The organism is Bacillus cereus group sp. BfR-BA-01441 (assembly GCF_022663075.1).
Lineage (GTDB): Bacteria > Bacillota > Bacilli > Bacillales > Bacillaceae_G > Bacillus_A > Bacillus_A cereus.
Window position 1 is genome coordinate 1 of sequence record NZ_JAKUEU010000052.1, and the last position, 25,318, is coordinate 25,318.

A 25,318-nucleotide genomic window follows, 5' to 3' on the forward strand; every position below is an offset into this window, starting at 1 on the left:
TCTTCTTGTTTCTTCATTTCTGCTGCCGCTTTTAAAGTTTCTTCTTTCTTATTATGCGCAACAATTTTTGTATACATGAAATATACAAGTGATAATAGTAAGACGAGAATGATTGTTCTTTTTATGTATACAATCGGCCGATGTGCTTTCCCATTCGCATTATTTTTTTCCTGATCCATAATTGCTTTTTTCCCCTTACTCACCAATAATTTAATTCCTCTACTAAAGATTTATTTTAGTAGATTATGGATAATCCATTCTATATCATCCCTACTTTATCACGCACTGCACATATTACCAACCTATATGTACAAAAAAGAAAAAGAAAATTTACAAAAGTAAGATTCCCGTTAAATTATTAACAAAAAAAAGAGGATATCCTCTAAAAAATTGATGTTATCAATCTTTTGGGACATCCTCTTATCTCATTATTTATACGTGTTTTTTCATATCATCGGCAACAGATTCAACATTTGTACCTACGATAACTTGTACACTAGTATTACTTAATTTCATAACACCTTTTGCACCAGCACGTTTTAATGCTGCTTCATTTACTTGACCAGCATCTTTTACTTGTAAGCGTAGACGTGTTGCACAGTTATCAATAACTGTTAAGTTTTCTTTTCCGCCTAAAGCTGCTACGTAAGTTTCACCAATTGAACCTGCAACTGGTGCATCACCATCTTCAACTAACTCATCGTCATCTTCACGACCAGGAGTTTTTAAATCGAACTTCTTAATTAAGAAGTAGAATACTATGAAATAAATTGCTGCGTAAATTAAACCGATACCTGCTAGTAAGACTGGTTTTGTTGCAATACCGAAGTTTAAAGCATAATCGATTGCACCGGCACTAAATGAGAAACCATCATGAATGCCAAGTGATGTTGTAATGAATAAAGAAAGACCTGTTAGTACAGCATGAATACCATATAATACTGGTGATAAGAACATGAATGAGAATTCAATAGGCTCTGTAATACCAGTTAAGAATGAAGTTAATGCTAGACCAGCTAACATACCAGTAACTGCTTTACGCTTTTCTGGTTTAGCAGCTGCAATCATTGCGAAACATGCTGCTGGTAAACCGAACATCATAACTGGGAAGAAACCAGTCATAAACATACCTGCTGTTTTGTCACCTGCAAGGAAACGAGCAATATCACCATTAACAACATTACCTGCTGCATTTGTAAAGTCCCCAAATACAAACCAGAAGTATGTGTTCATTACGTGGTGTAAACCAATTGGGATTAATAAACGGTTTAATAAACCAAATAATCCTGAACCAATTGCACCTAAATTAACAATTCCATGAGCTAATGCATCAATACCATTTTGAATTGTTGGCCAAATTTGTGCAAATAGAATTCCTAATATCAGCATCACAACTGATGTAACAATTGGAACGAAACGTTTTCCAGCAAAGAAACCTAACCATTCTGGAAGTTTAATCTTATGGAATTTATTATAAAGAAGTCCTGCTATAACACCAACAATAATACCACCTAAAACTTTCATATCTACTTTAGTCGATAATTCAGCAGCCTTAGATACTTGTGTCATTGTATCCGCAAGCTTAGATGGATCTACATTTGCGCTATTACCTATTAAATCTTGGACTTTACCTAATTTACCTTGTAATTCAGCAGTTGAATACCCTTTGCTAAGTGCATCAATACTATTTTTCATAACAAGATAACCAATTGCACCTGCAAGACCTGCTGCACCACTACCATCCACTGAAAGACCGATTGCAATACCAATTGCAAAAATAAGTGCTAAGTTATCAAAAACTGCTGCGCCGGCCTGTGCCATAACAGGAATATCAAATACATCTGGTTGCCCTAAACGAAGCAATAATCCTGCTGCTGGTAGTACTGCGATCGGAAGCATTAAAGCTTTACCAATACGTTGTAAAAACTGCAACATTTTAATTCCCCCTAATTTAATTTATGAAATCGTTATCATTATAAGTACGCTTTAGAAAACGCTTTCTATTACATAACCATAATAACATATAGTTGTATAGATGTGTAGTTTTTATTTCTGAACTTTTTATGGATAAATCTCCTATTTCCAAACTGTTATATAAAAGGAAAATTCTCCTTTTTAAAATACAGAATACTCGAAACGAAAGACCTATTATATCACATTGAACTTTCGTTTTATCATTCCACTTTTTCATGTTATTATTTATTTCCGAGCATATCGGGAAAAGTAAACTTAGTTAATTCAAAATAGGAGCGTTGGTACTATGCGGTGCATTGAAACAAACAACTTACAACAGTTGTTAGAACAAGTAAAACCATATACGAAAAAAGGCAAACTTGCTACTTATATCCCCGAACTAGGAAATGCAAATCCAGACGATTTAGGGATTGCCATTTTCCATAAAGAAACAGAATATATCCATGCAGGCAACTCACAAACACTATTTACTCTTCAAAGTATTTCCAAAGTAATTACACTTGCCCTTGCCCTTTTAGACCGTGGTGAAGAATATGTATTTTCTAAAGTTGGAATGGAACCAACGGGTGACCCATTTAATTCTATTATTAAGTTAGAAACGACAAGTCCGTCCAAACCCCTTAATCCAATGATAAATGCAGGAGCATTAGCTATTACAAGCATGTTAGCAGGAAAAGATAACGAGGAAAAAATGGAACGTATTCTTCACTTTGTACGTGAAATAACAGATAATCCTACTATTAATTATTCCTCTAAAGTTGCCGATTCAGAATTAGAGACAGCTTATCTAAACCGTTCACTTTGTTATTATATGAAACAAAACGGAATTATCGATTGTGATATTGAAGAACTTATGGATTTATATACTCGTCAATGCGCAGTTGAAGTAAACTGCATCGATTTAGCACGTATCGGCTTAATTTTTGCAATGGATGGATATGACCCATATAAGAAAAAACAAATTATCCCTAAGCATATTACAAAAATTTGCAAAACATTTATGGTCACATGTGGTATGTATAACGAATCTGGTGAATTTGCAATTCGTGTTGGTATTCCTGCAAAAAGTGGTGTAGCCGGTGGTATTTTTGGCTGCGTAAAAGGAGACATGGGAATCGGTATTTTCGGACCAGCTTTAGATGCAAACGGAAATAGTATTGCTGGTTTTAAAATTCTTGAACTTCTTTCTGCTCAAGAAGGTTGGAGCATTTTTTAATCGCGAGTTATCCTGCTATACTAGCAGGATTTTTTATTTCGCCAAAACCTCCCTTTTGTCAGTTATCAATACTCTTACAAAAACAGTGCTGAAAGTTTCTCTATATCATGCATATTTGTTCCCCCCTCCTGAATAATATAGTACAACCTAGCGCTATATGTGGAGGTGTGAAAGATGAAACTAATATTTCAAATGGGAAAACAACCTGTTCTTGAAAAAACAATCCTTCTTTTTATATTGAGTATTGTAGAAAGCTTGAAGTTAAAAGTTGTTTCACTCGACGAAGCTCACCGATACATATTCAATTTAGAAGTACTTGAATTATTAATGGATCGGAACATCGATGATCAAGTACTTGAACTTATTCATTTCGGGATGGGACTTGAAGACATTTATCATGTGCTTCCTGAAGAACTTGAGCATACGATTGAGGAATTAAAGTGGCTTTGCATTCAAGTATTAAGTGAGTACAGTATGCATGAAGAATCCGAACAATTAATTGAAGATATACGGTAAAAAAGCACCTATGTAGGTGCTTTTAATGTTTTTTTAAACTATTTTTATACGCCTCAATATTTACTGGTAGCTCTTCCTCTTCCAAAGTATGTTCATTTACATCTTTATGAATGAACGCACCTTTAGGTGGTTGATGATCATGCCCTTTTTTCTTATGATCAAATGCTTTCCCGCGTCCCATACAAATCCCCCTTTCTTAAAAGAAATCCGTATTAGTATGGAGAAAAGTACGTCGATATATGCAATCCCTTGCTGTATTTCCAAGGAAATACTCGAACCTTGTTTTCTACTCTCCTTACAACAACTGATCGATCCCAATAAGAATTAATAATACTCCTGCGATAATTGTCGCCCATTTCCCTAAGTATTCTGCTAAAAATCGTTTTCCTACATACGCAAAACCACTAATACAAATAAAACTAAACACCCCAGAAATAGTCGCTGTAAGCCAAAGATTTAAATTTGTTACCCCTGCATCAAATCCACCTGCAATATTATTAATAGACAACGCAACTCCTAAAACAATTGCTTCTGAGAAACTAATTGTTTTAGAACCATCAAAATCTGCTTTTTCCGGATCACGTAAAATTCCCATAAGTACATTATCATCTTTAGAACCTGCAGTATTTTTTTGGCCCAAGAAAGGCTGACATAAAATAAACACACCGATTATCCCTAAAACGATTGCTCCAATCAGATTTGCTGTAAACTCTGAAATAAATAACGCAATCCAGTTTCCAAAAAATCCAGCTAGTAAAGTAAATAAAAATCCAAAGAATGCGATGATAAAATTGTTAAACCACGAAATACGAATTTTACGAATGCCATATGCAATTCCAACACCTGCATTATCTAAATTAGAAGCGATCCCGATTAAAAAAATTGAAAATAAGCCTACCGTACTCATAAATAGTCACCCCTTTTTCTCACTTTTCAATGCATATTATGAAAATGTTGAGCAACTGTGCCTGTCTGTTTCATATACTTGTAATAAATGCTCAATATTTTTTCAACACTAAAAAAGGAGTGCCTACACTATGGCTAATGAAAACCCGAATGATCGGCTTGGCAAATTAATAAAAAAACTTTTAAAAGAACGCGCCTTATCTATGCGCCAACTAGGAATACTTACAAATATTGATCCTGCAACAGTCTCAAGAATTATTAATGGTAAACAACCGCCAAAACAAAAACATCTACAAAAATTTGCAGAATGTCTTCAAGTTCCACCCCAATTGTTATTTGATGAAATGTACCCTGATTCTCCTCACATTAATAAAGAAAAAACAGATATGTACACATCTCTTGATACCATTCAGCAAACGCTGCAATCCTCTAACTTATTCGATTTCGATTACACTACAACTCGCGTAAAACAAGAACTCGAAAATTACGAACGCTATGCCCAGACAACAGAAGGCGAAAAACGTATTCATGACAGTTTCGCAAGCAAATTAGAGCAAATTGATAGTGCTGGTCCTTTTATTGAACAATTAACAGATATGTATCAACAATTTTGCAATGAAACCATTTCAAAAGAAGAACGTGCAGTTCTTGGAAGCGCATTACTGTATTTCATTTTATCGACAGATATTATTCCCGACTATCTCTTTCCAATTGGCTATTTAGATGATGCGATCGCCGTTGAATTAGCAAAAGAGAAATTACTTGAAATAAAACGAAAGACATAGCAAAATAAAGAACTATTTCAGTTATTTATTTTCACCTCTGAAATAGTTCACTAAAAAATCGTACAAGTATACATACTCGTACGATTTTACTATACAAATCTATTTTTTCGTGTGGCACCATTCATATATAAATGCTGTTATTACTTTTGTAAATTCAATTAACTGCTCTACTTCTACTTTCTCATTTATTGAATGAGCTTCCTCTAATGTGCCTGGTCCGTAAATAACAGCCGGAATATGAAATTCACTAAACCAACCACCATCCGTTACCGTTGCAGACATATCTAAAATTGCGTTTTTAGAAAGAATTGATTCATGTACTGAGCTAAGCGTTTTTACAGCTGTATGTTCACTATCTATTTCTAAAGAAGGGAAAATTTCGCCACGATCCACAATCATTGATTCTCCGCCCCACTTAAATTGTGGTGGATTTTCACTTAGCCATGGATCGGCAGCTGCTACTTTACCGATATACTCTTCAATTTCTTTTATTATTTGTTCATGTGTTTCATTCGGATAAAAGTGCACTGTTATCCATAACCGGCACTCATCCGCAATAAAAGCTGCATGTCTTCCACCTTCAATAACAGCTGGATTAATTGTTGTTGTTCCAGACGGATAGCCTTCATATGTTTTCATAACTGCCCAATGACGCTCTAATTCTTGCAAACTTTGCACAATTTTCATCATTTTTTCAATTGCACTCGCTCCAAATAAACGTCCTCCAGCATGAATCATTTGCCTACGCGTTGCATCATGAAACGTTTGAGGGCTTTTCACAGTAATCCAGCCAGTAATTACGCCGCCCTGTCCTTGCATATGTAAATTACTCGTATCCACTACGACTGCAAAATCAGCATCATAATCTCTTTTGCAGCATTGAAGTGTACCAGCTTCTCCAACTTCTTCTCCAATTACGGATTGAAAGATTAAATCTCCAGGTAATTCAATACCAGCTTCTTGTAATAGCTGAATAGCAAATAGCGCTCCAGCTAGTCCCCCTTTCATATCAGCTGCACCACGTCCAACTAACCAACCATCTTTTATAAATGGCTCAAACGGATTTGTTTCCCACGCCTCATCTGCCGATACTTCAGCTACATCCATATGTCCATTAATAATAAGACTTTTATATGAGTCACTTTTTGCCCCTTTTTTCACACCAACAACGTTCGGATCATTAGGATATACATCCCATTTATCAACACTAAAATTTCGTTCTCTTAGAAACTCTGCAACAAATTGTTGTGCCTCATTTGTATTTCTCGCCGGCGGTGCTGGTGTTTCAAAACGAATTAATGTTTTTGTAAGTTCTAACAATTCCTCTTTCCTTGAATCTATTTGTTTTAACAACTGCGAAACTTCTGGATTCATCGCTAATTCCCCTTTGCATACATAGTATGTTTCCAGCTTTATTTTCACAAAAAAAGAGACTGTTTACAAATCTTACAGTCTCCAAATTAATTCATATTATAAGCTCTCTACTTCCGTCGTATTTGTCTTTTCAATATGTTCTACTTTACGTGCCTTATTTCTTGTCGCACGGTAAAACAGTAAACAAACAATCATAAATGGAATACCACAATACAATGCCATTCTTTGTTCTGGAATAAAGGCCATTCCAACGATTACTGTTAAATTTAATACTAACGCAAGAAGTGGTACAAATGGATACAATGGTGTTTTAAATTTCAATTCTTTCACATCCCCGCCCTGCTTTATGTATGACCTTCTAGCTAATAAGTTAGATAGAGCAATAGATGCCCAAACTAATATCGCCCCGAACCCGGCAATAGAAAGTAGCCATAAATAAACTGTATCTTCCGCATAAATACCTGATAGTAATGAAAGGCAACCTACAATTGTACTTACAATCAATGCATAAATAGGAACACCGTTTTTAGATAACTTACCAAAAATCGGACTAATCATTCCTTGATTAGACATAGACCATAGCATACGAGAAGTTGCATATAACCCTGAATTCGCAACGGATAGCACTGCTGTAATAATAACGAAATTTATAATATCTGCTGCATAAGGAATACCAATTTTATCAAATACAACTACGAATGGACTTTCTATTACTCCTGCTTGCTGCCAAGGGAATAGTCCAGCAAGAATAAAAATAGATAGTACAAAGAAAACAAGTATACGCCAAACTGTATTGTTAATTGCCTTCGGGATCGTTTTCTCTGGATTTTCACTCTCACCTGCTGCAATACCAACTAATTCTGTTCCTTGGAAAGAAAAATTAACTGCAATCATTGTAATTAAAATGGCTGATAATCCATTTGGAAACAATCCACCATAATCAGTAAAACTAGAGAACATTGGCGCTGGTTCATTCCCTTTCATATCTAGAAACCCAAACATTGCTGCCCCGCCCAAAATAATAAATGCAATAATTGTAATTACTTTAATACTTGCAAACCAAAATTCCACTTCCGCAAAACTTCTTGAAGATAACGCATTAATAGCAAAGAGCAGTACCGCGAACACTACACACCAAATCCATGACGGTACATCAGGAAACCAACGTTTCATCAAAATACTAACTGCAATTAATTCAATACCTATCGTAGCAGACCAGTTTAACCACGACATCCATCCCACTACATAACCTGCTGCAGGAGAAATATGCTTTGTCGCATACGTTTGATAAGACCCTGCGTCAGGCATCGCAACCGCTAACTCTCCAAGACAGAGCATCGTTAAATACATTACAAATCCACCGACAAGATACGCTACAATTGCTCCTCCAGGTCCAGCTTCATGAATCGTATAACCTGATCCTAAAAAAAGTCCTGTACCAATAACGCCTCCAAGTGCAATCATAAATATGTGCCTGCTTTTCAATTCTCTTTTTAATCCTTGGTTTTGATCCATCATATAAATCCCCCCTTTTCACTTTGCCAATCCATTTAATGTAAGCGTTTTTAAAATTCTTCACCGTAAAAATAATGATTTAAAATAGCAAAAATACACATCACTTACATTAATCACTGCCTGTTACTAAAAGGTCATCCCTTACTGTTATTAATAACTTTTGATCAGCAATAGTTTGTCCTTCTACTACTTCTAATGATTCAATATAACCACTGATTCCTATCTTAATTTCTACTTTCTGTTTATCTATTGTTTCAATTAACGCTAATTTCTCCCACTCGTATACGTAAGAACTTTCCGTAACAAATAACTTCTCTACTTTTCCATAACAAGGACTATACACACCTTCTATAACTGTCTTCACTTTATAAACCCCTCCCTCTTATTAATTGACACCGAAACGTTGTATATCCTGTAAAAATTCATATTCTCCCCTCTAGAGATTTCAAATATTATTTATGCAAAATGCGTACCAAGTCTCTAATTCATATATTAAATGAGAGTTTTACACAAAAAAGCGTGCACAACCGCAAAATTTTTCTATCATTTGAAAAGTTTTAAAAGGAAAATAGCAAAAAAATTTTGCGGTTTTATAAGAATTTTAATAAAATTATAAAAAGTCAGTCTTCATAGGGTGAAATGAGGAGAAGATAATCTATGCGTACAGAAGACATTAATTTTAAACAGATCATTGAAATGAACATGCTATATGAAACTTTACTCAATGAACTCGATATCGGGATTCATATTATTAATGAGGAAAGTAAAACGATTATCTATAACCGCAAAATGATGGAAATTGAATCAATGGAACGCTCAGATGTATTATATAAAAGTCCTTTAGAAATATTTGCATTTGAAGAAAATAAAAATAGTACTCTTATAGAGGCATTAAAATTAGGAAAAACAAACAAAAATATAAAACAAACGTATTTTAACAATAAAGGACAAGAAATTACAACGATTAACGATACTTTCCCTATAATAGAAAATGGAAAAATTAAAGGCGCTATTGAAATATCAAAAAAAATTAGTAACTTAAAGCAAACAATAAGAATGGGCCCTTCTCGAAAACAAAGTACTAAATTTACCTTTGATCACATAATTGGTGATTCTGAAGCTATTCAATCAATCATTACTGAAGGAAAAAGAGTAATTCGTACATCTTCCTCCATACTTCTAGTAGGAGAAACAGGCACTGGGAAAGAACTATTTGCACAAAGCATCCATAATGAAAGTCAGCGTTCAACAAAACCCTTTATTTCACAGAACTGTGCCGCTATACCTGATACACTCATGGAAAGCTTATTATTCGGTACAAACCGAGGTGCATTTACAGGAGCTATCGATAAAGCTGGTTTATTTGAAGAAGCGAACGGAGGAACTTTGTTATTAGATGAAATCAACTCATTAAGTCCAGCACTTCAAGCGAAGTTACTACGAGCTATACAAGAAAAAACAATACGAAGAATCGGAGGCACACACGAAAAAGAAATTGATGTTCGTATTATAGCAACTATCAATGAAGATCCTTTCGAAGCCATCGCACATAATCGATTAAGAGAAGACTTATATTACCGATTAAGCGTCGTTACTTTATGTCTTCCGCCTTTACGTGAAAGAAAAGAAGATATTCTAGCTCTTGTTCAGCACTTTATTGAAAAATATAATACTCAATTCGGGCTAAACGTAACCGATGTAGATGTAAATGTAAGAGAATTTTTCTATGCATACGATTGGCCTGGGAACGTACGGGAGTTGGAACATATAATTGAAGGTTCCATGAACTTAATAGAAGATGAAACCATCATTACAGCGTTTCATATGCCTACTCGCTTCCGTGAACGAATAAAAACAGAATTCAATATGCAACATGCACTAACTAATCACAATACTGATGCACCAAAAACTTTAAAACACACAATAGAAAAAATGGAAAAGAACTACATTAACCAAATTCTTAAAGAGAATCATGGCAACATCTCACAAGCTGCAAAATTTTTAGGATTAAGTAGGCAAAACTTACAATATCGAATTAAAAAACTGCATTTACACACATGAAATGAACATGTCTCCAAGTGTAAAAACAACTTGGTAAAATATGTTATAATAAACATATAACATGCTAGAAAGGGGGCTATATATATGAGTAATGATAAAAAATTAAAGTTATTACAATACTTATACTTTTTCCCTGCCATGCTCTGTATGATGTTATTCATTAATGCCGATGTAAGCAGCTCTCCTTATGCAAAACTATTTGGAACAATTAGCGGCTCCTTTGCAGCTATTATGCTTGCTGCTTTTTGGAATTTGAAGATACGTATAAAAAAAGAGAAATCTTCGTAATACTAAAAAAATCGAGCTACTTAGCCCGATTTTTTTATTTGCCATTAGAACTCAACATTCTCCAAATACAAACCACTCGCCTCAGCAAGACAATTAATTTGATTACGTTGTTTCGCCTCTAGAATTTGTGGAATTGCTTCAGCATCTAATTGTCCTAATCCAACTTCAATTAATGCTCCAACAATTTTTCTTACCATGTTATGAAGGAAGCCGTTACCACTTACTCTAATTTGTACAAACCCTGCCTCTTCCATCACATCAAGTGTATATACTTCTCGAACCATAGATTTTTTCTTTGATTTCGCATTTGAAAAAGCAGTAAAATCATGTGAACCAACTAAATGTTTCGCAGCTGCTTTCATGCTTTCCACATTTAATTTTTTATTCACATGCATGCTGTATTTACGCATAAATGGATTTGTATGCTCTTCATTCCAAATTTTATACAGATATGTTTTTGCTTTAGAATTGTAACGAGCATGGAAACGATCATATACTTCTTCCACATTCGTAATGCTAATATCATTAGGTAAATATTGATTTAAATATTTTTTCACTTTATGTTCCACTAACTTCTCATCACTTTGAAAGTTAGCAACTTGATTCAAAGCATGTACACCAGCGTCTGTTCTACTACAACCGATAATTTCAATTTCTTTTCCGATCATTTCAGATATGACACTTTCGATTTTTCCTTGAATCGTATTATCGTTATTACCGAGACGTTGCCATCCTTTAAAACGTGCACCATCATACTGAATCGTTAATTTATAATTATGCATAATATTCTCCTTCATAGAAAATATTCCCTCATACCATGAGGGAATATTAATAAACTTTACTTTCTAACAAGCTTCACTACATTTTCTACGTGAGCTGTATGCGGGAACATATCAACTGGTTGCACATACTCCACTTCATAGCTCTTCATTAATGCTTGTACATCACGTGCTAATGAAGAAGGATTACAAGACACATACACAACTTGTTTCGGCTTCACTTTTAAAATTGTTTCCAGTAATTTATCATCGCAACCTGTACGTGGTGGATCGACAACAATTACATCTGGACGCCATCCTTCTTTTACCCATTTCGGTAACCATTGTTCAGCTTTACCTGCTTCATATTTCGTATTTGTAAATCCGTGGCGCTTCGCATTTTTTCTTGCATCTGCAATCGCTTCTGGAATTACATCCATACCACGTACTTCCGCTGCATCATTTGCAAGCCAAAGACCGATTGTACCAACACCACAGTAAGCATCCACAATCTTCTCGTTTCCTGTTAACGCAGCTGCTTTTTTCGCCTCATTATATAAAACAACTGTTTGTTCTGGATTCAACTGGAAGAATGCACGTGCTGATAATTCAAATGATAAATCACCAAGTGTTTCTTGAATTACTTCTTTTCCAGCTAATTTAAATGTTTTGTCTCCAAAAATAACAGATGTTTTACGCCAGTTTACATTTTGCATAATTGATTTAACCGCTGGCATCTGTTTTTGTACTTCTGCAACAAATTGTTCTTTATTTGGTAATTCTTCTTTTGTTGTAATAAGTGTAACTTGTACTTCCCCTGTTTGAACTGCAGTACGTGTTACAATTGTGCGTACTAAACCTTTTTGTTTTTTCTCATTGTAAATAGAAACATTTAATTTTTCTAAAATACGTCTTACAACTTTTGTCGCTTCATTCGTTGCTTTATGTTGAATCATACAATGAGCAATATCAATTAACTGATGTGAGTTTTGTTTATATAGCCCTGTAATAACCTTTTCGTCTTTACGCCCCACTTGTAATTGACTCTTATTACGGTAATGCCATGGATTTTCCATGCCAAGCGTTGGACGAATTTTCTCTTCCATACTGTTTTTCATGTACTTCTCAAATGCTTGTACAACGATATCACGCTTTTGATTCAATTGTTCTTTATAATCTAAATGTTGCAGCTGACAACCGCCACACTCCTCATATACTGGACACGGTGCTTTCACACGATGCGGTGAAGCTTTACGAACTTTTTTCACTTTCGCTTCAGCGAAGCCACGCTGAATTTTCGTTGTTTCTGCAACAACTTCTTCTCCTGGTAATGCCCCTGGAATGAAAACAACTTGTCTCTTAAAATAACCAACGCCTTCTCCGTTAATCCCAAGACGTTTAATTGTCACAGGAAACGTTTGACCAACTTCCAACTTACTCTCATGTTGCTTTTGTATCATTATTACACCTCTACTCTATACTTTTCCATAAATATAACGCTGCATAACTGCAGTATGGTTCACACTCTTGTTTCACTTTTTCTAAAAATACATCATCAGGTTTATCATCTAATTGAAATATACCTTGCACTGCACGCTGAATCCCAATGTCCGCTTTCGGGAACATATTTTTCCGTCCAAGCCCAAACATTAAAAAGTTTTGCACTGTCCATGCACCAATTCCCCTAATTGGCAACAATTGTGCTGAAACTTCTTCTTCCGTCCCATTTTCTATACTCGCTAAATTTAATGTACCACTGACAATACTTCGACCTAATCCTACTATATATTCAGCCTTTCGCTGACTAAACTTCTGCTCTCTCAATTCTTCTATTGAAATATTTGCTACTATTTCCGGAGTGGGGAAAAAGAATACACCGTTCTTCTCTATTCCATACCGTTTCACAAATTGTTCTGTTAACACAGTAGCAAATTTCAAATTTATTTGTTGGTGAATGATACAGCGAAGAAGACAAGCAAAATAATCAAATTCTAAAATAATTGGAGTATAAGCATATGTTTCAAATAGTGGACGTAATGATGTGTTTAAAAAATGATTTTGTATATCATGAAACGGTTCATTCCAATGAAAAATGGCCCTCATTCGTTTCATAACTTTCTCCGGATTTCCTGTCTGACTAGAAATCCAAAACTGTGGATTTTGAACAGTACCAATCCCTTGCAAGCGAACAATAACCTGTTCCTCGTCTATACAAAGCGGGATATAAATGACTTTCTCATCTAATTGAATGACGTTAAGAGGATCAAAAGATAAACGTTTTAATACTTCTTCAAAATGATACGGATACTCTAACGTAACATGTTCGCTCCACATACGTTTCCCCATCCTTTTTACACATCATTATAGCATGAGAAAACCGTAAGCATACATGCTTACGGTTGATTGCTTTTTACTAAGTCATCTAGACTTTTAAAATGATACCCTTTCTCGCGCAAATCATCAATGATTTTCGCAAGTGCTTCTGCATTATCTTTTGATATTGCATGAAGTAATAAAATAGATCCTGGATGAATCATCGTCATAACATTATTATGCGCATATTGCCATCCTCTTTGCTGATCCACTTTCCAATCCAAAAATGCAAGTGACCAAAATACATTATAATAGCCCATTTCTTTCGTAAGAGCTAACGTTCTTTCACTAAATACACCGCGCGGAGGACGTACATATTTCACTTCTTTTTGCCCAGTTACTTTTTTAATTTCTTCCGTTACACTTGTTAATTCTTCACGAAGTTTCTCATCATTTACCGCTGTAAAATCAGGATGACTCCAAGAATGGTTTCCAATAATATGTCCTTCATCCTTCATTCTTAACAATAAATCTTTTTGTGTTTTAATGTAATGCCCCGTTACAAAGAAAGTTGCTGGTACTTTTTTCTCTTTTAATACATCTAATATTTTCCCTGTGTATCCATTCTCATATCCATTATCAAATGTTAAATAAATATCTTTTTTCTTCGTATCTCCTAAATAAAACCCGCCATTTTTTTGTAGTAAATCTGTATATAACTTTCCTGCATCTGGTACTGTTTCATTTTTAGGACGCGGGATTCCCCAGTTATGTGGAGTATTTGTATAAGCCAGTGCTGAAACTGGAACAAGTGCCATCATAATTGAAAAAATGAGACCGATATATAACCATTTATATTTCATAAATAGTCTCCTTTCCATATATAATCGTACTTGTAGTTTCTGTTGCTACACATTCTTTCATGCTGAACATGTTTTTCTATATATACCAAAAAAATGCATCTCGAATCATTCGAGATGCATTTTTTATTTACTTAAATACTGGCTCTTTAAAGCTAGCTAATTTTTCAAGTGATGTTTTATCAACATCTGCATGTAAGCTATTACCATGAGAGTCCATCGTTACAACTGCTTTAAACCCGTCGATACGTAAATGCCACATTGCTTCCGGAATACCAAATTGTAAGAAATCAACATCTTTCACTTCTTTAATACATTCAGCATAATATTGCGCTGCACCACCGATTGCGTTTAAATATACACCGCCGTGTTCTTCTAAAGCCGCTAATGTTTTCGCACCCATACCGCCTTTTCCAATGACAGCGCGAATACCGAATTTCTTCATAATATCGCCTTGGTACGGTTCTTCACGAATACTTGTCGTTGGACCTGCCGCTTTAATTTGCCAATTGTCATTTTCATCTTTCACAACAACTGGACCACAGTGGTAAATAATTTGTCCATTTAAATCTACTGGACAATCATTATCCATTAAATGCTTATGGATTGCGTCACGACCTGTATACATCATGCCATTAATTGTTACAACATCACCAACGCGAAGTTCACGAATTTGCTCTTCTGTAATTGGTGCTTGTAATACAATCTCACGTTGCTCTGTTTTTTCTTGTACTTCATGCTGAAGTGTATCTTCACCTTCTTGATATAGCCAATCCATAATGTCTCCTGTTTCAGGATGGATTTTCACACCAAGGCGACGATATGCCCAGCAATTATACGCAACAGATACATAGAAACTAGCTGGCAAACGATTATAGACGCCAATTTTACAACCAAGTAAAGTTGTTTCTCCGCCAAATCCCATCGTACCAATGCCAAGCTTATTCGCATTTTCTAATACGTACTCTTCAAGATGTTGTAACTCTGGTACTGGATTGACATCATCTAATGTACGGAATAATTGATTTTTTGCCAATTCATAACCTGATGTGCGGTCTCCCCCGATACCAACACCAATTACACCAGCGCTACATCCTTGCCCTTGTGCTTGATATACTGCATGAAGAAGGCATTTACGAATCCCTTCTAAATCACGGCCAGCTCGTCCAAGTCCTTCTAGTTCACACGGTAAGCTATATTGAATATTTTTATTCTCACAGCCACCACCTTTTAGGATTAAACGTGCATCAATATAATCTTTTTCCCATTGTTCAAACTTAATCACCGGTGTACCTGGTCCTAAATTATTTCCACTATTATCTCCAAAAAGAGAATCAACAGAATTGGGACGAAGTTTACCATCTTTCGTCGCCCGCTCAAGCGCATTATAGATAGCTTCCTTCAACTTTAATTGATTCACACCAACTGGTGTATAAATTTTAAACGTTGGCATCCCTGTATCTTGGCAAATCGGCGAGATGTTATCATCAGCCATTTTAATATTATTTGTAATTGTGCCAAGTGCCATCGCAGAACGAGTCCCTGCATTTTCTCGCTCTTTCGCTTGTTGAATCGCACGACGAACATCTTTCGGTAAGTTCGTTGACGTTTCAACAATTAGTTGATACATGCTTTCTTGAAGCTTTTCCATTGTTACTTCCCCCTCAATTGTGAACGCTACCAAAACGTTATGAGCTGAAAATTCAATTGTTATGCTCTTTAGCTATTTATTTGTTTCACGCTATTAGAGCATAAATGAAATTTTTCACAACTTGATTATACCTCTTTTTCTATCGTCCTTCTATTACTCGAACAGAAAAAGGCTACCAAATTGGAATTGGTAGCCTTTTTAATATATTATTCGTCTTTTTTAAATTGCTCACATTTTAATTCTAATTCATCTAACATTGCAAGAAGACGATCTACATCTTCTAATTCTACTTCTTCAGGTTCAATTGTATCAATTACTTCAATGAACATATTTAAACGTTCTTTTAAATATACTAATTGTGTATCTTTATCTTGAATTGCTTTTCCCATGAAGGCACTCTCCTTTTAATTCGAGTTGCTTTTATTATACCGCAAAAACGATTGCTATGGGCATGAAATTTCATCAATTTTGTCACAGTCATCCACTATAATGTAAGCCCTCTCTCTTTCCATGCTAAAAAGTTTCACTTTATAAAAAGCACATATTCTTCTATTATAGAGAATGGACAAATTGTTATTTCAATAGTCAAAGGAGTATTTCATATGACGATATCACAAAAAATGAAGCCGATTACTCCTTCTTACGATCCATGGGAAGCGTATATGGACCTTGAAGAGTACGGCAAACTACTATTAACAAATGTTGAATTTACAACGACGACGTTATGCAACATGCGCTGTGAGCATTGCGCTGTTGGTTACACGTTACAGCCGAAAGACCCAAATCCGCTTCCGATGGATCTTTTATTAAAACGATTAGATGAGATTCCTCATTTACGTTCTTTAAGTATTACTGGCGGCGAACCTATGCTTTCAAAAAAATCCGTCGACAACTATGTAACACCACTCTTAAAATATGCCCATGAACGAGGCGTTCGCACTCAAATCAACTCTAACTTAACTATAGATTTAGCACGTTACGAACAGATTATTCCTTATTTAGACGTATTGCATATATCTCATAACTGGGGAACAATTGATGACTTCGTTGAAGGCGGATTTGCAATGATGGAGCGTAAGCCTACTTACGAACAACGTGCAAAATTATTTGAAAGAATGATTACAAATAGTAAGGCTCTATCAGATGCAGGTGTACTTGTATCGGCCGAAACAATGCTAAACAAAAGAACTCTACCACATATTGAACATATTCACCGCCAAATCGTCGAAGAGATGGGCTGTAAACGTCATGAAGTTCATCCAATGTATCCAAGTGACTTCGCGAGTAATCTAGAGATTTTAACAAAAGCTGAAATTCGTGATGCGATTGAACATTTACTAGAAATTCGCGATGAAAATGTATGGATGCTATTTGGAACGTTACCTTTCTATGCTTGTAGCGATGACGAAAAAGACATAGCTACATTTAAAAAATTGCAAGAGAGCAAAAATGTAACTGTTCGTAATGATCCAGATGGCCGTTCTCGTTTAAATGTAAATATTTTCGATGGAAATATTATTGTGACGGACTTTGGTGATGTTCCACTTCTAGGAAACATACAAACAAACACATTACAAGAAGCGTATGAAAAATGGAGCACTTCAAAAACAGCAAAATCATTAAGCTGCCACTGTCCTGCAGTAAAATGTCTTGGACCAAATGTTCTTGTAAAAAACAGCTACTATCCGACAGAAGATTTCTTATCAAAAACAGCAAACATTACATTATAAAAAAAACGTCAGCTTATAAGCTGACGTTTTTTATGTTATTGCGAGTGAGAAGAAGAAATAAATTTAAAAAACAAATGATCATGAATTGGAATTGCCGCTCCAATTCCTTGAGAAGTAATATTTTTCACAACAAGTCTTTTTTGATTTCCCTTTAATACAAGATACACTTCTCCAAATGTTACTTTTCCCTTTTCATTTACTGCTGGTGTATAAGCGTATAAATATCCAAGTTGACTCGGACTAATATTATACACACGCTCATGTCCAGTACCATAACCAATAGTTGTCTTAAACGAAAGAGGTAATTGTACTTTTTCAAGTGCTTTGAGAAGCATCATTTTTTTCACATCTGCAGCATCTTTCATATCTGCTGTTAAATCGCCTTCAACCGTCTTTTGTGTTTCTTGCTTATAGCGAAGTGGATATAAACGGTCTCCTCCGCGATTATCATACACATTTCGATTCACTTGTTTATATTCCCAATTAATCGATGTGTCTACTGATTCATAATGTAAGGCCCATTGACCTAAATAAATTTTTGCCCGATACCCTACTGCAAGTGGCGCATTTGAAATTGTCGTTTCATTAAACATCCGAATTAAGTCTGGATTTTCAATTTTAATATTAGCCGTTTTCAATAGCTCTTGAGCAAATTTACTTGGTTGTAAACGTGGCAAATCTTGCGCATCATTTGGAAATGTATTGTCTTTTGAAATATTTAAAACAGATGAAGGCATTTTTGTTCCTACTGTTGTCTTTGCAAAACTCATGTTAGGAAATAATAAAATAAACGAGACCATAGTTGAAAGACATATGCTGTATACTCGTTTCACCTGTCTGGCTCCTTCCTATGTAGGTATATATACTACTTCGTTTATTGTTTTCTCTGAGCGCAATTGTTATGCCTATTTTTCATAATAAATAAAAACCAATTCCCATAATGACATACGCCGCTAGTAAAGTGCCTCCTTCAAACCAGTTTGTATCTCCATCATTGGAAATCGCAATCGTTAAGAAAACGGCTGTAATCATAGACACAAGTTCTGGTATGGTAAATACTAAAGGCATCCTTTGCGCGAAGAACATAGATAGTAATACTAATACAGGAGCAACAAACATGGCGATTTGTAATGTAGAGCCTATTGCAATTTCAACTGCAATATTTACTTTATTTTTATAAGCCATAATAATTGCAGACGCATGTTCCGCTGCATTCCCAACAATTGCAACGATAATAACCCCTATAAATAACTCTGACCAGCCAAATGACTTTGCAACAGTTTCAAAAGTATGCACGAGTGCCTCTGACACATAAGCTACCGCTAGTGTTGCTATCGCTAAAATAAGTAGCGCCTTCCCTTTCGACCACTCTGGCTCTTCTTCATGCGCTACTTCGTCACTTTTATGTTGATATACACCACGGTGCGTAACTAACTTAAATAGTAATGCAGCAAGGTACATGATAATCATAATAATAGAAACACCTATACTTAATTGATACGTCTTGCCAGCGTCCATCTTCATTGAAAAGATCTCTGGAATAACAAAGGCCACAACAACAGCAAATATTAATAAAGCTGAATTATGCCTTGCATCATATACATTAAAACTTTGTCTTTTGTATTTAAGACCTCCAACAAAGAAGGATAACCCTCCTACTAATAATAAATTTCCAAGTACAGATCCCGTTAAAGAAGCTAACACCACTTCAATTAACCCTGCTTGAAGTGCAAAAATTGAAATGATAAGTTCAACAGCATTACCGAAAGTAGCATTTAATAATCCGCCTATTCTAGGACCAGAAACAATTGCTAGACTCTCTGTTGCTCTACCCATAAAACCAGCTAATGCGATAATCGTAACACAATACACAGCGAACATAATTGTTTCTGGCCAATGAAGTGTTTTTCCAAGTACAGATAGTGGTACACCTATAAGCGCTACTATAAGAAATATTTTATTAAACATGTTTTTCATCCTTCCATCGTATGTATTTCTCCTCAATATTATTATTATTCTTCTCCTAACTTGTCCGATTTCATCACAATTACGTTTAAAAAATCGGATTGAAGAAAACAGTATGAAAGATATTTAAATTATCTTGTTTAAACAGACAGAATTATAAATTGTGAAAAGGGGTTAAAATTATGCACTTAAAAGAAAAAATCGCAACTATTATTCAAGGTCAACGTACTGGTGTATTATCTACAGTACGAAATGAGAAACCTCATAGCGCCTTTATGATGTTTTTCCATGAAGATTTTGTACTGTATGTTGCAACAGATCGACAATCAAAAAAGATAACAGATATTGAACAAAATCCTAATGTCCATGTACTACTCGGACGAGAAGGGAAAAAATTAGATGAAGATTATATTGAAGTTGAAGGATTGGCTTCAATTGAGGAAGACTCGACATTAAAAAACAAGTTTTGGAATAATAGCTTAAAACGTTGGTTACTCGGCCCTGAAGACCCTAATTACGTATTGATAAAAATCAACCCCGACACAATTTATTACATCGATGGTGCCGGTACGACGGAGCCTGAGTTTTTACGACTATAAAATAAAACAAGCCCCCCTTAGGTGGGCTTGTTTTGTCGAAAAGTTCTTTTGAAAAAAACAATAAAATAGGTGGAACTTTCTAAAGATTCTGTTATATAATAGCATTAACTTAAATAAACTGTATTAAAACAGATTGAGAGGAGAAATAAAATTGATGAAGAGAGAAGAACGCAAAAACATGATTGAGTTTATTGAAAAGAAAAAAGGGATTGAGCGTGACGAATTACTGTTTATGACAGACGATGAAGTAGAACATATTTATAATGTAACGTACTTTTTATATGAGGAAATTGCAGAGTAGTATAATAATCCCCACCTTATTAAAAATATAAGGTGGGGATTATTTCGCTATTTAGCCCACTATTTACAGGCAGTAAAACTCCCACCTTAAAATTCAGGTGGAGCAAGAAGTTAAGTTGAAGTCGTGCTTCCTATAAGCTCAATTGCTTCAACTTTATACATGAGAATCATTTTCATGTATAATACTGTAAGATTGGAGGAATTTTACTATGAGTTCGTGGCTCTTATTTGCACTATTATCAGCAATTGCTGCTGCCCTTGTATCGATTTTTGGAAAGTTTGGTTTAGACGGCATCGATGCAAACGTTGCAACAACAATTCGATCTATTATTATGGCATTATTTATGATAGGCGTTATTATCATACAAGGTAAATTTCAAAATATCGGCGACGTACTGCTAAATAAAAAAGCACTGCTATTTATCACATTAAGTGGGATTGCAGGTGCTTCTTCATGGCTATTTTATTTTCTTGCCCTCAAAACAGGAAAGGTTTCACAAGTAGCTCCTGTCGATAAATTAAGCGTCGTATTTTCTATCATTCTCGCTATGATTATCCTCGGTGAAAAGTTAAACTTTATGACCGGCGTTGGTGTAGTCTTTATTACAGCTGGTGTATTATTTATTGCTTTCAGCTAAAAAAACCGCTATTAGCGGTTTTTCTTTTTCTTTATGTACAACCATACAAAACATGTAACAACTGCTGAAATTAATAAAATCCATATTCCATAATGATGTAAACTATACTCAACGAAGCGCCACTTCTCGCCTAACTTCCAGCCAAGCCCAATAAAAACACTTATCCAAATGAGCGCACCACCGTAAGCGTACAAACAAAAACGCCAAAGTGTCAAATTTGATACCCCAGCAAAATATGCTGTTAAATGACGTACGCCCGGTATAAAATAACCAATCATTAAAAGAAATGGCCCATATTTTTCAAATAAAATATGTGTTTTTTCAATGTGATGTTCTTTAATTCTAATTTTCGGCCCATATTTCTTTAAAACAGGGAGCCCAAGTTTTAAACCTAATATGTAGCTTAACGTGATCCCTAACATCGCACCAGCCAGCCCACTTAAAAAAGCAGCAGTTCCTGACATAACTCCTTTTGAAACATTATAACCAACAAAGGTCAATAAAAACTCGTCTGGTATCGGTAATCCGACAATCCCACCAGCCAAAGCTATAACAATTCCAAAATAGCCATAATGCGCGATTAACTCGCCAATATGTTGTTCCATTCGGAAGACACATCCTATACACGGTCGTTATTCCACATTGTACCCTTTCTATCTTTAAGGCAAACATGGTATACATATTCACTATACATTGTTTTTATAATGAACTCTACTTCTATTCTTTCCTTTAACAGAGATAAAGAAAAACTTTACTCAGTGGGAGTTTTGTTCATCCTCTACTAATTATTAACCTATGCCAATCTTACTTTTACAGACATCCCGACTCCACATAACTCACTTACATTCACCAATTTTGAGATTAGATTCTTATTGCCCGCAAATAACCCGATAAAAAATAAAAATTCATATGCGTGTTTTTTTGTTACAATAAAGGAAAGTTACTTTTCGCAACGGTTTAACTCTCAAGAAAAATGATATATCTAGCAAAAACATAGTTTGGTCTATATAATGCAACTTCTACCTATTAAAAGAACATACACCCTTTTACATACAACATCATTTTTCTAAATTATACAGGGGGGAACGAACATGACCATTGAAAATCAATTTATTCAAAAAGTTTACTATAAAACATTTTTAACAGAAGAAACTTCTACTCCTGCATCGGAAGTACTCGGTGAAGCATATATAAATGAATCTAAAAATGAATTCTCCAACATTTCTAATATTCGATTTGCTCAAGGTGAATTTTATTATCAAAATAAAGATTTTGAAGCAGCTATATTTAAATGGGAAAAAGTAAATAATGCTCTTGCACTTTGGGCGACAAAAAATATTGCAGATGCTTATTTTGAACTAGGATTCTTACCAAAGGCAGAAGAAATTTATCAATCTATTCAAACGGAAGATACGACTCTTACGATGGAGGTTTCCTTACAACTTCTTTCTCTTTATATCGAACAAGATCGTTTAGGACTCGCTTTTAAGACGATTAGTGAAGCTGTTGCATTCCAACCGGATTACCCAAATATTACTGCAATTGCACGTTCTTTCTATGAAAAACAAGAAGATTGGAACAACGCTATCGAACTAGCTGTTCAAGAAGGTATCCGAACACAATCTTTACACTGGTTTGATACGTTAATAACTTACATAAACAAAGGATTTACAAAAAATATTAAGCCTGAATATTTCTATGAGTCTTTAAAAGCTCTATATGCTGTTGATCAAGCTCAATTTAAAGAACTTGTTATTGCTCTTTGGAATAGCTATCAACATGAATCCTTATACCTTCCTTGGATTCAAAGTATTAATCATTTATTCTTGCATATTGAAACAGACAATAATGACGATTGGAATGAAATCTCTACTCGCTACCAAGAAACATACTTTGCATTAATTACCGGAAATCATTTTATGCATGAATTAAACGGACTTGTACCAAATTTATTAACAAATTGGTTCAGTTTAACGAAAGCAAAAGATTCTCTAGTTGTCTCTGCAGCAGTGTTAGCATGGAATGAAGTCTCACCTACAACTTTAGAATCATTACTCGTAAAAAGTGCTGGATCCTTACTTTCTAATACATCAGCTGAAGCAGATGTAAATATGGAAACAGTTTCTCATTTATTCGAAACAATCGCTGTATGGGCTGAGAAAAATGATGTAGATTTAAGTCATCAATTTACGCTACTCGTCCATGAACTATGTGATTTAAATGTCACACCAATACTAATAGCTGGAACTAGTGACCATGATAAAACATCATTTGTTAATTCAATATTGGGAGAGAACATCTTAACTGAAACTTTAACAACTCCTATTCTATTTAAAGACGCTAGTCAAACTGAAATAACAGAATTTACCGAGTTAGATATAAGAAATATCCCTAACCTTGATGAATTCCATCAAATAACGGCTACATCTGCTCAGTCAGAACTTGAGAAAAAATGTATAGAAATTAAGCTACCAAGTAGGTTTTTAAGAAAAAATAAGTTTACATTTCTTATTACACCATCTATTCAAGGACAATTGGATAAAAACAATGCATACTTTGAATACTTACAAGCAGCAGATAGCCTTGTATACGTATTAAATTCTTCTTCACCATTGCATAGTCAAGAAATTGATACGTTAATTTATTTACGTGAACAAGTACCAAACTTACAAATTCACTTCGTATCACACACAAATAATACGACTACTGATGAAAAACTAATTAGTAAACTTAAAGTACATTTTCCAGATGCACAATTCTTCCCATACTCTCCTTCGCAAGAGAGTAGCCAGCAACTTGGAGATGTAACAGAATCTATTCTTTCTAATCTTGCAAAACGCGATATAGAAAAAGAACGTATAGAAAAGCTAATATGGTTTACGCAAAAGACAATTGCTTATCTCATAAATGAACGTGTGGAATTAGAAAATACATTAGTAAAATCCGTACGCTGGAATAAACACATCTCAGTGAAACTTACTGGATTTATTAATAACCTTACTGCTCTTGAAAAAGATAAAATTCGTTCTATTACCGAATCCTATCTTTTAACGAAAGAAGAAATTACACGAGATATACATTCTCAAATTCCTGAATTATTACAGAGCTGCTCTGATCTTGTTCAAGAAGATAGTGATTTCAAATTAGTTCATGAAGAATTAAATGCTGCAATGAATGAACGAGTTCAAAAGCATGTACAACAGGTACTTCTTCCTAAATTTACTGGGTCTATTCAAGAATGGATTGAAACAGCACATAATGAATTTATTCAAGCTCAAGCTTATTTAGATGAAATGAGTGAAACGTTTAATAAATTATATAAAGAAGAACGTATGAAACTTCCTTGCGATTTCAAATTATTAGATGATTGGAATCGAGATGTTGTACGAATGACAAATCGAATTACAGTAACGAACATCAATATTTTATTACGCTTTACACCGACACAGTTTTTCTTAAAAAGTGCCGGAAAATTATTTGGTAATATGCAAAAAAACCAATCTATGCTCGCCAACAAATATAAACAATATATTGAAACAGAAGACTATACAGAAATTGCTCACACAATTTCAAAACAATTCTTCCTTCAATTTGAAGTATTTGAAGGTGCATTAGAACGTGATATCATGATGTTCTTCAAAGATCCACTTAATATATTGAAACAAAATGTAGATGCAGCTCAACTTGAGATAAAGGAAGACGAGCAAACATTAGCAACGCTAAGAAGCAATCCAGAAACATATCATGATCCTTTGGCGTTATTTAAACTACAATTGCTACAACATAAATTCGTTTTAAGTACTACAAAGAAACATGAAGATATTTTTGTATCAAACGAATCTCCTACTGTTTAACCAAAAAAACCAAGC

The 25,318-nt window shown here is 34.7% G+C and carries 25 protein-coding genes and 2 pseudogenes; 10 read left to right on the top strand and 17 right to left on the bottom strand.

Annotation, left to right across the window (positions count from 1 at the left end):
• The 3 genes and pseudogenes from MR107_RS19760 to MR107_RS31725 all read right to left on the bottom strand — a co-directional run.
• Positions 1-179 (bottom strand): annotated as a pseudogene (locus MR107_RS19760) (serine hydrolase domain-containing protein); the annotation flags it as partial.
• A 253-nt stretch (positions 180-432) separates the two neighbouring features.
• Positions 433-1,935 (bottom strand): N-acetylglucosamine-specific PTS transporter subunit IIBC, encoded by a 1,503-nt coding sequence (nagE, locus tag MR107_RS19765; RefSeq protein ID WP_000938900.1) that lies wholly within the window; start codon positions 1,933-1,935, stop codon positions 433-435.
• Positions 1,936-2,076: 141 nt separating this feature from the next.
• Positions 2,077-2,191: pseudogene (locus MR107_RS31725) on the bottom strand (transcriptional regulator).
• A 69-nt stretch (positions 2,192-2,260) separates the two neighbouring features.
• Between MR107_RS31725 and glsA the strand changes: the two are divergent.
• Complete coding sequence (glsA, locus tag MR107_RS19770; protein WP_242292624.1) at positions 2,261-3,190, top strand: glutaminase A; 930 nt, start codon at positions 2,261-2,263, stop codon at positions 3,188-3,190.
• A 174-nt stretch (positions 3,191-3,364) separates the two neighbouring features.
• Positions 3,365-3,706 carry a DUF3969 family protein gene (locus MR107_RS19775; protein WP_000766604.1) on the top strand — a complete coding sequence of 114 codons (342 nt, stop codon included), beginning with the start codon at positions 3,365-3,367 and terminating at the stop codon, positions 3,704-3,706.
• 22 nt (positions 3,707-3,728) lie between these two features.
• On the opposite strand, the gene MR107_RS19780 is transcribed toward MR107_RS19775, so the two are convergent.
• Both MR107_RS19780 and ytaF read right to left on the bottom strand, forming a co-directional pair.
• Positions 3,729-3,887 carry a hypothetical protein gene (locus MR107_RS19780; protein ID WP_000532409.1) on the bottom strand — a complete coding sequence of 53 codons (159 nt, stop codon included), beginning with the start codon at positions 3,885-3,887 and terminating at the stop codon, positions 3,729-3,731.
• A 114-nt stretch (positions 3,888-4,001) separates the two neighbouring features.
• Positions 4,002-4,613: a sporulation membrane protein YtaF gene (gene ytaF, locus MR107_RS19785; RefSeq protein ID WP_048656516.1), complete on the bottom strand. Its 612-nt coding sequence runs from the start codon at positions 4,611-4,613 to the stop codon at positions 4,002-4,004.
• 130 nt (positions 4,614-4,743) lie between these two features.
• Here ytaF and MR107_RS19790 point away from each other — a divergent pair, with 130 nt between their 5' ends.
• Entirely contained in the window at positions 4,744-5,397 is a 654-nt protein-coding gene (locus tag MR107_RS19790; RefSeq protein WP_001262772.1) for a DUF1232 domain-containing protein, read from the top strand.
• A gap of 99 nt (positions 5,398-5,496) precedes the next feature.
• On the opposite strand, the gene MR107_RS19795 is transcribed toward MR107_RS19790, so the two are convergent.
• The 3 genes from MR107_RS19795 to MR107_RS19805 form a co-directional block, all read right to left on the bottom strand.
• Positions 5,497-6,819: an acetylornithine deacetylase gene (locus tag MR107_RS19795; RefSeq protein ID WP_368738393.1), complete on the bottom strand. Its 1,323-nt coding sequence runs from the start codon at positions 6,817-6,819 to the stop codon at positions 5,497-5,499.
• A gap of 48 nt (positions 6,820-6,867) precedes the next feature.
• Positions 6,868-8,289 (bottom strand): amino acid permease, encoded by a 1,422-nt coding sequence (locus MR107_RS19800; RefSeq protein WP_196478766.1) that lies wholly within the window; start codon positions 8,287-8,289, stop codon positions 6,868-6,870.
• 106 nt (positions 8,290-8,395) lie between these two features.
• Positions 8,396-8,650 (bottom strand): biotin/lipoyl attachment domain-containing protein, encoded by a 255-nt coding sequence (locus MR107_RS19805; protein WP_242292626.1) that lies wholly within the window; start codon positions 8,648-8,650, stop codon positions 8,396-8,398.
• A 293-nt stretch (positions 8,651-8,943) separates the two neighbouring features.
• Here MR107_RS19805 and MR107_RS19810 point away from each other — a divergent pair, with 293 nt between their 5' ends.
• Positions 8,944-10,347 carry a sigma-54 interaction domain-containing protein gene (locus MR107_RS19810; protein ID WP_242292627.1) on the top strand — a complete coding sequence of 468 codons (1,404 nt, stop codon included), beginning with the start codon at positions 8,944-8,946 and terminating at the stop codon, positions 10,345-10,347.
• Positions 10,348-10,431: 84 nt separating this feature from the next.
• Complete coding sequence (locus MR107_RS19815; RefSeq protein WP_000063858.1) at positions 10,432-10,635, top strand: hypothetical protein; 204 nt, start codon at positions 10,432-10,434, stop codon at positions 10,633-10,635.
• A 44-nt stretch (positions 10,636-10,679) separates the two neighbouring features.
• Here MR107_RS19815 and truA read toward each other — a convergent pair whose 3' ends face one another.
• From truA to MR107_RS19845, 6 genes are all read right to left on the bottom strand, one after another.
• Entirely contained in the window at positions 10,680-11,417 is a 738-nt protein-coding gene (gene truA / locus MR107_RS19820; RefSeq protein ID WP_048538466.1) for a tRNA pseudouridine(38-40) synthase TruA, read from the bottom strand.
• A 56-nt stretch (positions 11,418-11,473) separates the two neighbouring features.
• A complete protein-coding gene (rlmD, locus tag MR107_RS19825; protein WP_017657168.1) occupies positions 11,474-12,853 on the bottom strand; it encodes a 23S rRNA (uracil(1939)-C(5))-methyltransferase RlmD in 1,380 nt (459 codons plus the stop codon).
• 10 nt (positions 12,854-12,863) lie between these two features.
• Positions 12,864-13,727, bottom strand: a complete 864-nt coding sequence (locus MR107_RS19830) for a DNA-3-methyladenine glycosylase family protein (protein WP_017657169.1) — start codon at positions 13,725-13,727, stop codon at positions 12,864-12,866.
• 59 nt (positions 13,728-13,786) lie between these two features.
• Positions 13,787-14,569 (bottom strand): delta-lactam-biosynthetic de-N-acetylase, encoded by a 783-nt coding sequence (gene pdaA / locus MR107_RS19835; protein WP_000875957.1) that lies wholly within the window; start codon positions 14,567-14,569, stop codon positions 13,787-13,789.
• Positions 14,570-14,696: 127 nt separating this feature from the next.
• On the bottom strand, positions 14,697-16,217 hold the full coding sequence (gene fumA / locus MR107_RS19840) for a class I fumarate hydratase (protein ID WP_000413523.1): 1,521 nt from the start codon (positions 16,215-16,217) through the stop codon (positions 14,697-14,699).
• A 206-nt stretch (positions 16,218-16,423) separates the two neighbouring features.
• Positions 16,424-16,606 (bottom strand): SE1561 family protein, encoded by a 183-nt coding sequence (locus MR107_RS19845; RefSeq protein WP_000513558.1) that lies wholly within the window; start codon positions 16,604-16,606, stop codon positions 16,424-16,426.
• 213 nt (positions 16,607-16,819) lie between these two features.
• Between MR107_RS19845 and yfkAB the strand changes: the two genes are divergently transcribed.
• Positions 16,820-17,947 carry a radical SAM/CxCxxxxC motif protein YfkAB gene (gene yfkAB / locus MR107_RS19850; protein WP_000156016.1) on the top strand — a complete coding sequence of 376 codons (1,128 nt, stop codon included), beginning with the start codon at positions 16,820-16,822 and terminating at the stop codon, positions 17,945-17,947.
• A gap of 35 nt (positions 17,948-17,982) precedes the next feature.
• Here the strand turns inward: yfkAB and MR107_RS19855 are convergent, their stop codons facing one another.
• The gene (locus MR107_RS19855) at positions 17,983-18,780 is read right to left on the bottom strand and encodes a YfkD famly protein (RefSeq protein ID WP_002083605.1); all 798 of its coding nucleotides are present in this window, start codon (positions 18,778-18,780) and stop codon (positions 17,983-17,985) included.
• A gap of 79 nt (positions 18,781-18,859) precedes the next feature.
• Complete coding sequence (gene cax, locus MR107_RS19860; RefSeq protein ID WP_000482137.1) at positions 18,860-19,915, bottom strand: calcium/proton exchanger; 1,056 nt, start codon at positions 19,913-19,915, stop codon at positions 18,860-18,862.
• A gap of 179 nt (positions 19,916-20,094) precedes the next feature.
• Between cax and MR107_RS19865 the strand changes: the two genes are divergently transcribed.
• The 3 genes from MR107_RS19865 (at position 20,095) to MR107_RS19875 (ending at position 21,449) form a co-directional block, all read left to right on the top strand.
• Entirely contained in the window at positions 20,095-20,511 is a 417-nt protein-coding gene (locus MR107_RS19865) for a pyridoxamine 5'-phosphate oxidase family protein (RefSeq protein WP_000550220.1), read from the top strand.
• 154 nt (positions 20,512-20,665) lie between these two features.
• Positions 20,666-20,812 (top strand): BH0509 family protein, encoded by a 147-nt coding sequence (locus MR107_RS19870; RefSeq protein ID WP_000817786.1) that lies wholly within the window; start codon positions 20,666-20,668, stop codon positions 20,810-20,812.
• A gap of 208 nt (positions 20,813-21,020) precedes the next feature.
• Positions 21,021-21,449 carry an EamA family transporter gene (locus MR107_RS19875; protein WP_000100295.1) on the top strand — a complete coding sequence of 143 codons (429 nt, stop codon included), beginning with the start codon at positions 21,021-21,023 and terminating at the stop codon, positions 21,447-21,449.
• 11 nt (positions 21,450-21,460) lie between these two features.
• Here MR107_RS19875 and MR107_RS19880 read toward each other — a convergent pair whose 3' ends face one another.
• Complete coding sequence (locus MR107_RS19880; RefSeq protein ID WP_000434872.1) at positions 21,461-22,054, bottom strand: DedA family protein; 594 nt, start codon at positions 22,052-22,054, stop codon at positions 21,461-21,463.
• 486 nt (positions 22,055-22,540) lie between these two features.
• On the opposite strand from MR107_RS19880, the gene MR107_RS19885 reads away from it, so the two are divergent.
• Complete coding sequence (locus MR107_RS19885; RefSeq protein ID WP_000151418.1) at positions 22,541-25,303, top strand: tetratricopeptide repeat protein; 2,763 nt, start codon at positions 22,541-22,543, stop codon at positions 25,301-25,303.
• The last annotated feature ends 15 nt before the right edge of the window (positions 25,304-25,318 follow it).